Annotated in this window: 9 protein-coding genes; 6 read left to right on the forward strand and 3 right to left on the reverse strand. The window is 36.7% G+C overall.

What is annotated here, in order from left to right; translation table 11 throughout:
- Positions 1–64: 64 nt before the first annotated feature.
- The 3 genes from GWK10_RS10505 to miaE all read left to right on the forward strand — a co-directional run bounded on the left by GWK10_RS10505 (position 65) and on the right by miaE (position 2,330).
- Positions 65–634 (forward strand): hypothetical protein, encoded by a 570-nt coding sequence (locus tag GWK10_RS10505; RefSeq protein ID WP_164032321.1) that lies wholly within the window; start codon positions 65–67, stop codon positions 632–634.
- 313 nt (positions 635–947) lie between these two features.
- A complete protein-coding gene (locus GWK10_RS10510; RefSeq protein WP_164032322.1) occupies positions 948–1,664 on the forward strand; it encodes a hypothetical protein in 717 nt (238 codons plus the stop codon).
- 81 nt (positions 1,665–1,745) lie between these two features.
- Complete coding sequence (gene miaE / locus GWK10_RS10515; protein WP_164032323.1) at positions 1,746–2,330, forward strand: tRNA-(ms[2]io[6]A)-hydroxylase; 585 nt, start codon at positions 1,746–1,748, stop codon at positions 2,328–2,330.
- A gap of 49 nt (positions 2,331–2,379) precedes the next feature.
- On the opposite strand, the gene GWK10_RS10520 is transcribed toward miaE, so the two are convergent.
- The 3 genes from GWK10_RS10520 to GWK10_RS10530 all read right to left on the reverse strand — a co-directional run bounded on the left by GWK10_RS10520 (position 2,380) and on the right by GWK10_RS10530 (position 5,617).
- Positions 2,380–2,898: a porin family protein gene (locus tag GWK10_RS10520; protein WP_164032324.1), complete on the reverse strand. Its 519-nt coding sequence runs from the start codon at positions 2,896–2,898 to the stop codon at positions 2,380–2,382.
- 128 nt (positions 2,899–3,026) lie between these two features.
- Positions 3,027–5,129, reverse strand: a complete 2,103-nt coding sequence (gene ppk1, locus GWK10_RS10525; protein ID WP_164032325.1) for a polyphosphate kinase 1 — start codon at positions 5,127–5,129, stop codon at positions 3,027–3,029.
- Positions 5,126–5,617: a SixA phosphatase family protein gene (locus GWK10_RS10530; protein WP_164032326.1), complete on the reverse strand. Its 492-nt coding sequence runs from the start codon at positions 5,615–5,617 to the stop codon at positions 5,126–5,128. Before GWK10_RS10530 ends, ppk1 begins: the two co-directional genes overlap by 4 nt.
- A 358-nt stretch (positions 5,618–5,975) precedes the next feature.
- On the opposite strand from GWK10_RS10530, the gene GWK10_RS10535 reads away from it, so the two are divergent.
- Genes GWK10_RS10535 through GWK10_RS10545 form a run of 3 tightly spaced genes read left to right on the forward strand, consistent with a single transcriptional unit; the run spans position 5,976 to position 12,423 of the window.
- A complete protein-coding gene (locus GWK10_RS10535; protein ID WP_164032327.1) occupies positions 5,976–9,551 on the forward strand; it encodes a gliding motility-associated C-terminal domain-containing protein in 3,576 nt (1,191 codons plus the stop codon).
- 9 nt (positions 9,552–9,560) lie between these two features.
- Positions 9,561–10,481, forward strand: a complete 921-nt coding sequence (locus GWK10_RS10540) for a PorP/SprF family type IX secretion system membrane protein (protein ID WP_164032328.1) — start codon at positions 9,561–9,563, stop codon at positions 10,479–10,481.
- Positions 10,482–10,494: 13 nt separating this feature from the next.
- On the forward strand, positions 10,495–12,423 hold the full coding sequence (locus tag GWK10_RS10545) for an OmpA family protein (protein ID WP_164032329.1): 1,929 nt from the start codon (positions 10,495–10,497) through the stop codon (positions 12,421–12,423).
- Positions 12,424–12,562: the final 139 nt, after the last annotated feature.

Raw genomic sequence — 12,562 nt, forward strand, 5'->3', positions numbered from 1 at the left:
TCTTTAGCAATATCCTTTCTTTTTTTCTAACTTAGGGCTATCCTGCCAACTAAATCCAAGAAAAATGAAACAGTCCGAATCGGATAATTTAGATAAGTTGAAAATGGATTATCAATACACGGTGAACTATATATTTCGCCTATCTGACATTCGTTTTAAACTATTGGGATTATTACCATTAGCCACAGGTATCGCATTCGCTTTTATTGATGAAAACCAATCGCCTGTTACAAGCTTGATCCTTGGAGTTTTTGGATTTTTAATAACTATCGGAATTCTGTTTTACGATCTAAGAAATACGGAGATTTACAATCAACTAATCCATCGAGCGAAAGCCTTAGAGCAGCAGATAGATTTTCCAAAGGCTCAAGCTAACGAAACTAACGGTGGAATTTTCGGAAATCGGAGCTCGAGAAACATCAAGTTTCTTGGATTGTTTAGCATTTGGCATGATAAGGCCCTCGCAATTATTTATAGCACTGTTTGCTGGGTTTGGCTTTTTGTGGTGTTTGCTTCCTCACTGAGTCTGCTACATATCAACATTCTAATCTATACTCCTCTGTCGCTTGGCTTAGCAGCGTTCCTCGCTTTAATTCTATATCGCCATCTGATAGATTTGGATAAAGAAAAATAGATCACAAGCTCTTTTAGTAATTTTCTTTTACATTTATTTATCGAATCGTCATTGCATTAGGCTATCCGCTAAATTGTACCGAGCCTGTCCTTGAGTTAGTACGAGAAGAATAAGGTCGACTCAAAATTGAAACTTAGTCATTTCGACCTAAAATTCTTTCCGTTCGTGTTATTTACACTTTCGAACATTCATTTTTTTTCTATCTTACTAAGGATGATCGATTTTTTCATCATAATTCCTAACTCTCACCCGTTCAATTTCTCTTCTTGAATATTTAGCCAATAAATGCTACTTGGTATAAATCGATATTCGTATGGAACGTTTTAAAAAATTACACCTTTGGATGCTCCTTCCTTTGGTACTAATGCAGGTCGGCATTTTCAATTACTATTGGCCTACTTTCTCTTCCGAGACATGGGAAATTCATATTCATTTTTGGCTGGTAACACTATGGTCTTTTCTTTTAATTATTCAACCTTATCTGGCAACTACTGGAAAAATCGCAAATCATCGCACAGTCGGCATTATTGGTTTTTTACTTGCTGGAGGAGTCATTTTTACGGGATTTAGTTTGTTAGATTTTCCGCTGAGATTAATGGAAAAACTTGATCCTTCTAGCCCAGGTCCTCCCGTCGCTTTTTATTATGGAACTCTGGTCGTAGAGGCTATTTTGATGTTAGCGTTTGCCTATGCTGTACTAAAAAGCATTGTTCAAAGAAAAGAGCTGCAAAATCATTCATGGTGGCTTATCTGCAGTATTTTTTATATGATGATGCCTGCTTTAGGACGTGGTATGATCGTTTTTTGGCGAAGTATACTGCCTCCCGATAAGTTCAATCCCATGATTGTTTTTGTTAGCGCTGAAGTCATATACATTCCGTTGTTTGTATTGTTCGTTTATAAATTTGGAAAGTTTAAACACTTGGCGACTATTATTGGATTTTTTCTGGTTATCGTTCGCGTATTGAGAGTTCCAATTGGCTCATCAGAAATGGTTCAGGAATTCTTAAAAGTGTTAATTAGGTTTTAAACGACCACAATCAAACATTCTCTAACAAATTAATATTAATTAAAAAGTAGCTTTATCTTTGTCTAATACATTCAATTTATCATGCTAGGATTAAAGCTGTCAACAGATCCTCGTTGGGTCAACATTGTCGAAAAAAACATTGAAGAAATTCTAGTCGATCATGCTTATTGCGAGCAAAAAGCTGCTAGTACCGCTATCTCATTAATTATCGGTTTTCCAGAAAAAACAGCATTGGTGCAAGAAATGATTGCCCTAGTCAAAGAGGAAATGAGTCACTTTAAATTGGTACATGATCACATTATAAAACGTGGCTATGTTTTAGGACGTGAACGTAAAGATGAATATGTATTAAAACTGCTGAAATTTTTCCCTAAGGGAGGAAGTAGAACCACACACCTCGTTCATAAGTTACTTTATGCCGCATTAATTGAAGCCAGAAGTTGCGAGCGTTTTCGATTATTATCAGAAAACATCAATGATGAAGAACTAGCAGCTTTTTACAGAAACTTAATGGTAAGTGAAGCGAATCACTATACTATGTTCTTAAAATTTGCTCGAAAATATGGTGAAGATCGAAAGTTAGTCGACAGAAAGTGGCAAGACTTATTAGAATATGAGGCCGAAATCATGAAAGAGCTAGGCACCGTTGGGACGATGCATGGGTGATTGGACTTTAGATAATCTCTTATATCGAGAACATAGGTCTCATATCTAACTACAACGTATATGCAATAGTGACTTGTACATAACGATGTTGACTATCTTGAAATACATTAGGGTCATCAAAAATTTGTTGTAACCCGAAAGAATACCGAATATCGAATTCAATATTTTCGATAATATTAATCCCTACGCCACCGACAGCGGCATAGTCCAGATTTTTTAAGCCATCTTGAAATTCATGAATCTTAAGTCCTACTTGAGGACCTAATTGAATATTGACATTTTTAGTAACGAAGTATTTCCCTAAAACTGGAAGTTGTAAGTACTCTACACGAAATTGCTTTGAGCCTTGAGCCGAATATTGTAGCTCTGGTTGAATTTTAAATTTGTCGTTAATTGAATAGCTAATAAAAAATCCGGTAGCAAATCCGTTTCTGGTATCGGCAACATCTTTTCCTTCAAAAGTGAGGTCGGAGAAATTAGCCCCAATTTTAAACCCATATTTTGGAATTGCTTGCGAAAAACAATTCAACGAAAATAAAATAAAAGCAATTGCTAAAAGCTGCTTCATGAAGATGATGTTTACTACTGTAAATATATTTTAAACCTCTAGGTTAAGCATTAAAACGCGGAACTAATGTTTAAATTATCGGTAAATATGCGTTTTTTTCGACGTATTGCGGAAAATGAATCAAGCATTTATTCGCTTAGCTTTTCCAAATAGTAATTATAAATAGCAATTTGTGAGCGTATTGCGGGTCCATCAGTTTTTCGATAAGCATTATCATTTTTAGCAGAAAATACTCTCGCTTTTACATTATCGCTCCAGCAAATATCAAACGTATCGATCAATTCTTGCTTGATATCTTCATCATAAATTGGACAACTTACTTCCACACGTTTATCAATATTACGGGTCATCCAATCGGCTGAAGAAATATAAATTTTGGTGTCTCCACCATTTCCAAAGATAAATAATCTTGGATGCTCTAAGTACTTATCAACTACGCTAATTGCTTCAATATTTTCACTCATTCCAGGAATCCCGGGTATTAAACAACAAATACCACGGACGATGAGTTCTATTTTAACTCCGGCATTACTTGCTTCATATAATTTGTCGATCATTTTAAAATCGGATAAACTATTGATTTTTAGTTTAATGAAAGCAGTTTTCCCTTCTTTTGCATTGGCAATTTCGGTATCTATAAGTCGAACAAATGCTTTCCGAGTATAATGTGGTGAAACGATTAAGTGTTTGTACCGTGCAATCTTATAGTTGGTCTCAAAAAAGGTGAATACTTTATCTACTTCCTTTAAAATATCTGGATTTGCTGTAAACAAAGTATAATCAGTATACAGTTTTGCTGTCGATTCGTTGAAATTACCCGTACTAATAAATCCGTATCGTTTTATTCCGCCTGCTTCTTCACGCTCTACTATACAGGTTTTGCTATGTACCTTTAGTCCAGGTACTCCAAAGGTCAATTTTACACCTTCTAGTTGCATTTGCTCGGCATACTTAATATTCGCTGCTTCGTCAAATCGAGCTCGAAGTTCTAGTTGTACGGTAACTTCTTTCCCATTTTTCACTGCATTTATTAGTGAACTGGCAACATGCGAAACCTTGGCAAGACGATATATAGTGATTTTTATTGTTCGCACTCTAGGGTCAAGAGCTGCTTCGCGTAAAAACTTCACCAAATACGCAAATGAATGATAAGGCGCGAACTGCATATAATCTTTCTGAGCTATTTTATTAAAAAGACTTCCTTCTAAACTCAGTCCCTTAATAGGCAATGGTGGATATTGTTTGTATTGCAACTCATCGCGGCCTAAACTTGGGAAGCCCATATAGTCTCTTCTGTTGTGGTAACGTCCACCGGGAATAAGACTATCATTATTTTGGATTTTCATTTTCTCCAATAGAAATTGGAAGGTATCCTTGTCTATTTTACTATCATAAACAAAACGAACAGGATCGCCTTGACGTCTGTCTTCGACACTAGCAGCTATTTTTTGTATGAAACTCTTCTTAAAATCATTATCCAAATCAAGCTCCGCATCTCTTGTAATCTTGATCATATGTGCTGATATGGTCTCGTAGTCAAACACATTAAATATCGAATCAAGACAATACCGAATCAGGTCATCAAGAATCATAATGTACTGCTTATTTCCTTCTTTAGGAAGCACTACAAAGCGATCAATAGAGCGAGGTATTTCAACTAAAGCATATCGTTTTTCCTTTGGTTTAGATTTAAATAGTTTTCCGAGACCTTTAGCTTCATTTTGCGGCTTTAAGGTCATTTTTACCGCTAAATATGCAGCACTGTCTTTTAGTTCGGGAAACTGAGTAAGGTCATTTAAGACAATGGTAACTAAGGCCGGACTAACTTGCTGAATAAAATAATCTCGTATATAGGCACTTTGACCTTCAGACACATGATTTTCATTAATCATGAAGATATTCTCCTTCTCCAATGCTTTCTGGATTTCGCCCAATATTTTGAGGCTCTCGGCTTGTAGCTCGATCACTTTTTCAGTGATATCTTCCATCAGATCCTTCGCTTTAATTCCGCCAAGAAGACTTTTGGCGCCCTTTCCAACCTCTGCAATTCGTTTTACGGTTGCATATCGAACTTTAAAAAACTCATCTAAGTTGTTCGAGAAAATCCCAATAAATCGAAGCCTATCAATCAGCGGAACTTTGGCATCCGCTGCCTCCTGCAGTACACGCGCATTAAATTGAAGCCAACTTTTTTCTCGATTGAAATATTTTTTGTCTGCAGTTTTTATCATTTAAGTTGTTTTGGAAAAAGTACTAATTCGGTAACTCCTTTTTCCTCTGGAATATTTTCCCAATTAGAACTGGCAAAATTAATAACTACAACACCAGCAGTTGTCACATTATCGATAAATTTATCGCCAAGCATGTTTACAACAGAGGTCATCGCATAATTATGTCCAAAAAGCATGGCGGTATCTGCCTCATTAGGTAGACTTTTTATTGTAGTAATCAGTGAAGAGCCTTCAAAGTCATATAAATTGGCATCTATCTTTAATGTCGATGGTGAAATAGCCATTTGCCTTAACATTATTAAAGCTGTATGCATAGCTCGGTTAGCAGGGCTGGAAAAAACAAGATTGGGGTGATAGTTTTCTTTTTTTAATCGATCTCCTATTAAATAAGCATCTTGAATGCCTCTCATTTTTAAAGGCCTGTCTATATCACTTACCTCATAGTCCCAAGAACTTTTAGCATGTCGCGTAAATATTATTTTTTTCATGATTGATGGTATTCAATTATTGTTGAAAAAATAAGTGGTAAAAAATGTATTCAGCTATTGAGCACGTATTAAATAGTGCTATTTTTGCGGCTAATTAAACTCATTTTTTCTACTGTTGAAATTAAAAAAATAACAATAGAAATGAGCAGTTGCAATGCCCTTTTTAGAGTTATTTAACCGTAATTTGGTCGTTTAATCGAATTTATGTGAAGACGCTATTGAAGGTACATACCTTTAGAGTCCAACTTAGATCCGTAGTGTAAACGGAACGAAACAACTGCCTTTTGTAAGCCCCCTATTTATCGACCCTACTTTCAGATGGAAATCTGAATGCTATTGTATTTTATAATGTAAGCTTATGAGGCAATTTTACACTAGGGGGTTGGGAGTCATATTGGTATTTTTTACCGTCAATATTTCCCTAGCAAATTCAAATACTTTAATATTAGGTAACACGACGGATAGTTGTACACTCTCTAACTTCGTTGAAGCATTGCCTCAAGATACGACAGTTGAATGTGCCAACATTCCTGATCCTGCTATATTGACGGCAATAGACAGTTGCGGAAATAATGTTACCGTTGTTTTTAAAGAAACTAATAATGATGATGGCACTTGTACAGATTACACTATAGTTAGAGAATGGTCTGCATGCGGACCTTCAGGAAACGTGATCAAGCACAAACAAACTATTACAGTTAGAGATACCGTAGCTCCTTATTTTATTCAAGATCTTCCTAGTGACCTTACCTTAGAGTGCACAGATACAGTTCCAGATGCAGTTACCTTAACGGCCGCTGACAAATGTGACCCTAGCGTTTGTGTTGTTAGTTTTGAAGAAGAGATTACAGGTCTAGATGATGGATGTGCTTCCAACTACGTGATTACAAGAACATGGAAAGTAAATGATTGTGCAGGAAATGAAAACGTTCATGTACAAACGTTGACTATAGAAGATAATGAAGCACCAGAATTTCAACAGGATTTACCGGAAAGCTACACCTTAGAATGTACTGCTGGTATTCCTGATGCCGAAACCTTAACTGCTCGTGATTCTTGTGATTCATCAGTATGCGCAGTTAGTTTTAATGAGATAACTATTGGCAAAGACGATGGTTGTGATGCGGAATACAAACTGAAAAGAATTTGGAAAACAGAAGACTGTGCTGGTAATGAAAACCAACATATCCAAATAATTACGATCGAGGATAATACGCCGCCAACCTTCGTTCAAACCTTGCCAACGGATGCTACCTTTCAATGCGATGCCGACGTGCCGGATGCACAGACGATCACCGCAGTAGATTCATGTGACTCTTCCGTTTGCGTGGTCGACTTTAATGAAGTTATCACAGGAAAAGATGATGATTGTCCAGCGACATTTCAAATCGTTCGTACATGGACGACAAAAGATTGCGCTGACAATAGCGTTTCGCATACTCAAACATTGACGTTTGAAGATACTACTGCTCCAGAATTTGTTGAAACATTACCTGCGGATATTGAAGTTAGTTGTACTGATATTCCTGATGCTGCAGTCTTAACAGCAAATGACAATTGTGACGCTAATTTGGTTGATGTCACTTTTGAAGAAACTGTTTTTAATAAGGATGATGAGTGTGACACCGATTATGTCATAAAAAGAGTTTGGAAAGTATCAGATTGTGCAACCAATGAAGTAATGCATACTCAACACATCACTGTTACTAGTGGGGATCCAGCTTTTGTTGAAAGCTTACCAGCAGATATTGAAGTTAGTTGTGAGAGTATTCCAACCGCTGATACTTTAACAGCAACGGATGGATGTGGAAATATGCTAACAGTCAACTTTGAAGAAACATCAACTGCTGATAGTACTACTTGCGGTGATTATACTATTACGAGAACGTGGACAGCCCAAGCATGTGATTCTGAATTAGTGCATACTCAAACTATTACAGTAACTGCACCGACAGTTTCTTTTAATGAAACACTTCCAGAAAATGTAACTGTAAGTTGCACAAACATTCGTCCTCCCGAAACTTTAACTGCTATAAATAGTTGTGGTGACGCTATTGCGGTTGTTTATGAAGAAACTAGTACGGCAACAGGCGATAGCTGTGAAGCATACACTTTAACTAGAGTGTGGAAAACTGACAGTTGTGTGGATACTGATATTACGCATACTCAAGTAATCACAGTTGAGCCTGCAGATAGTGCATCGTTTAACGAAACTCTACCTTCAGATGAAGCAATACAGTGTACGAATGCTTCTGCTCCAGCAACATTAACCGCTGTTGACGCCTGTGGAAATACTATCGATGTTGTTTTTGAAGAAAGTTCGGACCAAACAGATAATTGTAGTAGTTATACACTAACAAGAACGTGGACTGCAGCCTTTTGTAGTGATAATTCAATTTCACATACGCAAACGATAAGTGTTACAACTGGTGAATCGACCTTTAATGAGGCACTTCCAGAAAATACTGAAATAGAATGTACGAGCATTCCAACCCCCGCTACATTAACAGCTATGGATGGTTGCGGAACACCAATTGAAGTTACTTTTAACGAAACCTCAACTCAAGTTGACGATTGTACAGCCTATACGTTAACAAGAACATGGTCAACTGCAAGCTGTAATGATCAAACACTAACGCATACACAAATAATTACTGTAAACCCAGGTGAGGGGTCATTTGTTGAAACTACATTACCAGAGAATATTGATATCCAATGTGAAGATCTCCCTGATCCAGTAGTATTGACAGCAACTGATGGTTGTGGTAATAGCATCGATGTAAATTTTGAAGAAATATCCGATCAGGCTGATGATTGTGCAAATTATATGGTTACGCGTAAATGGACAGCCACCTATTGTGGTGACAAAGTGCTGTCTCATACACAAGTAATTAATGTAACTTCTGGAGAGATTTCTTTCGTTGAAGAATTACCAGCGGATGAAACAATCGAATGTGGTGATCCTGATGCAGCAGTAACACTTACAGCAACTGACGGTTGTGGAAAACCCGTTGATGTAACTTTCGAGGAGACTTCAGATCAAGATGAAGCTAACGATTGTCCTTTATACTTAATTACAAGAACTTGGACAGCAATTGACTGTAATGGATCAGAAATTTCCCATACACAAATCATCTCAGTTGGTGATACCATAGCACCTACGGTTGTGGAGACTATTGAAGATATCGACTTAATATGTGGTCAAGATGTTCCTCCAGCGCCAGACTTAACATTTGAAGATAATTGTACTGCGTCAGAGAATTTAACAGTTGAATTCGCAGAAGACGAACAAACAAATAATGGCGACATTGTAATTACCAGAACATGGAGTGTAACTGATAGTTGTGACAACTCAGAAACATTTAGACAAGTTATTACAATTACAGAACCTGCTACCGAATCTCAAACAGTTACCAATTGTATTAATGATGGAACAATTGACCTAATGTCATTATTCAATGATAATGGAGTAACGGGGACTTGGGAAGACCTCAATAATTCTGGTGCACTAACAGGTAACGAATTCAACACCTTCGCAACTGGTGTTGGCACTTATAACTTTAGATTAATCGATAACACTACAAATTGCACAACAGGAAGAGAAGTAACTATAATTTTAGATGATAGTTGCGAAGTACTACCATGTCGTTTAGAGGATATCGAAATATCAGAAGTAGTTACTCCAAATGGTGATGGTATTAACGAGTTTTTTGTAATTGACGGAGTTGAAGGTTGCGGTTTTGTAACACAGGTTAAGATTTTTAATCGTCTGGGACAATTAGTTTTTGAATCTAATGACTATCAAAACGACTGGTCAGGACGGGAATTAGGCAATGATCAGTTACCGTCGGGAACATATTTTTATATTGTGAAACTAGTAAATAGTGGCTTTGATGATATACAAGGCTTTATTTTCCTAGGTTCTGGGGCTTAAATAAAAACTATGAAAAAAAAATATGTATCACTCCTTCTAGTGGTGATTACAACCGTAAATTGTTACTCTCAGCAGAATGAACAATTTACGCAATACATGTATAATACCATTGCAATCAACCCGGCCTATGCAGGGTCGCGAGAAGCGCTAAGTATTATCGCACTCAACAGAAACCAATGGATTGGTGTTGAAGGTGCTCCCGTTACTCAAACTATATCGATTAATACACCATTACGAAATGATCGTGTAGGTGTTGGAGTCTCTTTTATTAATGACCAATTGGGCTTCGAAAAATCGACCAAGCTCTACGGTGATTTGTCTTATACCATTCCTGTATCTCAAACAATAAAAGCATCTTTTGGATTAAAAGCAGGGGCTAATTTCTTTAATTTTACAGGCTTGACATCGGCTACCGCACTTGCAGACCCCTACATAGCGGGTATCAATAAGCAATGGACATTTAATTTTGGCGTAGGAGGTTACCTCCACAGCGAAAAATTCTATGTAGGATTATCTGCGCCAAAATTATTAACTAATGATAGGAATAGAAATGCCGATTTTGAAACTTTAGAGCAGAATGATGTTTATGTGATTGCTGGATATGTTTTTGATATAAGTGAGACCGTCAAATTTAGGCCAACATCCTTATTACAGATTACCCAAGCTGTTCCAATCTCTTATAATTTTACAGGTAGTTTTCTACTATACGATAAACTTTGGCTAGGGGCTTCATATCGTGTTGGCGGCAATCTAGGTAATGCCATTGGAGCATTGGCTGATTTTAAAATATCTGATCAGTTTAGGGTGGGTTATGCATATGAATCTCCTTTAACTGCCTTAAAGGCATTTACAAGATCGACTCATGAGATCTTGCTTATTTATGAGTTTAGTTTCGTGAAAAACAAAATGAAATCTCCTCGTTATTTTTAATCGCATCCATTTAATGAGACACTATATTTCAATCACAATTTTATTACTACTAACTACTGTAAATGTTGTAAATGCTCAATATGGAAGGCAACGTCGCGGCGATGCAATGTTTAATGGCTTTGCATATGCCAAGGCGATCAAGTCTTATCAAGAAATGATCGATAACGATTATAATGTCAATTACGCAAAACGAAAAATCGCAGATGCATATAGTTTATTAAGAGATCCGCAAAATGCTTCTAAATACTATGCCGATGTTGTAAAACAAAAGGATATCGATCCTGATTATTACTTGCGCTATGCACAGGCACTCCGTGGGATAAAAGAATATAAAGAATCACGTATTTGGTTAAAAAAATATCGCAAAACAAAAAAAGGAAACCTTGATAATGTTGAGCGCATGATCAAAAATGATAGGTTCGTTGACGATATTTATCAGGCAAAACAACGCTATGAAATAGTAGAAAGCCCTTACAACTCAACCTTTAGTGACTTCGGGGCCTATACACACGACTCAATTACTTATATCGCTTCTACTAGAGATGATGGCGGCTTAATAAAGCGCTTATACGGTTGGAATTTACAACCATTTTTAGATATTTATAAAACTGAAATCGATACTTCAGGGATCGCTATACTTACAAAGCTTTCAGGTGATGTGAATACAAAAGTGCACGAGGGATCAATGACCATTTCAGAGGACGGGAATACCATGTATTTTACTCGAACTAATTACCTGAATAAAAAAGGAAAAGATGATAATGGTATTAGTAATCTAAAAATATACAGGGCCACCAAGATTGGTGGTAAATGGGATAATATTACCGAATTACCCTTCAATAGTAATGATTTTTCTACTGGACACCCGTCGCTTTCAAAAGATGGAAAAACCTTATATTTTGCATCGGATAGTAAAGAAGGATATGGAGGTAGTGACCTTTACAAAGTCTCAATTTTAGAGAACGGCACATACTCTACTCCAGAAAATTTAGGTGATACGGTTAACACTCCGCTAAATGAGTTATTTCCATTTATACATGAAAACGGCACACTGTTTTTCTCTTCAGATGGCCATCAAGGTCTTGGACAACTCGACATTTTCGCAACTATTTTAAACGATGATGGAGATGCAGTTGATATTTTAAACCTAGGGCTTCCGGTAAACAGTAATAAAGATGATTTTTCATATTATCTGGCACCAGATGGAATTAACGGTTACATTTCCAGTAACCGCATTGGCGGTACTGGTGATGATGACATCTATTCTTTTGAACGTATTCCACAAATAACATTGAAAGGTGTTGTTACCGATGTTGTAAACGCAACACCAATTGCAAATGCTACAGTTAAAATTACCGAAGATAACAACAAAGTCTTTGCTACCGTACAAGCAGATAAAAATGGGTATTATGAGCAGGACGTAGATATGGGTGTGATTTATACTGTCGAAGCTTCGGCACCTAAATATATATCACAAACTAAGCAAATTGAAACTATAAAACCAGAAAATGGTAGCTATAGTATGACCTTAGACTTTCAGTTAGAGCCAATAAAAAAATTAGAAGTCCTAGCAGATATTGATATCAATAAAATCTATTTTGACTTCGACAGATATAACATTCGTCGAGATGCAGGCAAAGAACTTGATAAGGTAGTTGATTTAATGATCAACAAATATCCTGAAATGATTATTGCCATAGGGTCACACACCGATAGTCGTGGTGCTGATGCCTACAACTTAAAACTATCTCAAAACAGAGCCTTAGCAACCTATCGTTACTTAACTAAAAAAGGGGTTCCTAAACATCGTATCGAAAACCACCAAGGGTTTGGTGAAATGGAATTAATCACTCCTTGTGACGATGGTCAACAATGTTCAGAAGAAGAACATGAACTCAATCGCCGATCTGAGTTTGCAGTAGTGCGAATGGAGTCAAATTAAAATATTTATGTCCAAAAACCGTGGGCCTCAGCGCGAAAGTGTTGGGGCTTTTTTGTTTTCAATCAACATCAGAATATAGTGTTTGCGAAAACTATTTTAAAGTTAGTTTCGGTGTCGTATTTTAGCTTCAAATTGAAGC

This window comes from Spongiivirga citrea (genome assembly GCF_010671565.1).
Taxonomy (GTDB): domain Bacteria; phylum Bacteroidota; class Bacteroidia; order Flavobacteriales; family Flavobacteriaceae; genus Spongiivirga; species Spongiivirga citrea.

Coding starts and splice junctions, on each gene's coding strand:
- GWK10_RS10505 (WP_164032321.1), top strand. CDS start 65: ATGAAACAGTCCGAATCGGATAATTTAGATAAGTTGAAAATGGATTAT.
- GWK10_RS10510 (WP_164032322.1), top strand. CDS start 948: ATGGAACGTTTTAAAAAATTACACCTTTGGATGCTCCTTCCTTTGGTA.
- miaE (WP_164032323.1), top strand. CDS start 1,746: ATGCTAGGATTAAAGCTGTCAACAGATCCTCGTTGGGTCAACATTGTC.
- GWK10_RS10520 (WP_164032324.1), bottom strand. CDS start 2,898: ATGAAGCAGCTTTTAGCAATTGCTTTTATTTTATTTTCGTTGAATTGT.
- ppk1 (WP_164032325.1), bottom strand. CDS start 5,129: ATGATAAAAACTGCAGACAAAAAATATTTCAATCGAGAAAAAAGTTGG.
- GWK10_RS10530 (WP_164032326.1), bottom strand. CDS start 5,617: ATGAAAAAAATAATATTTACGCGACATGCTAAAAGTTCTTGGGACTAT.
- GWK10_RS10535 (WP_164032327.1), top strand. CDS start 5,976: ATGAGGCAATTTTACACTAGGGGGTTGGGAGTCATATTGGTATTTTTT.
- GWK10_RS10540 (WP_164032328.1), top strand. CDS start 9,561: ATGAAAAAAAAATATGTATCACTCCTTCTAGTGGTGATTACAACCGTA.
- GWK10_RS10545 (WP_164032329.1), top strand. CDS start 10,495: ATGAGACACTATATTTCAATCACAATTTTATTACTACTAACTACTGTA.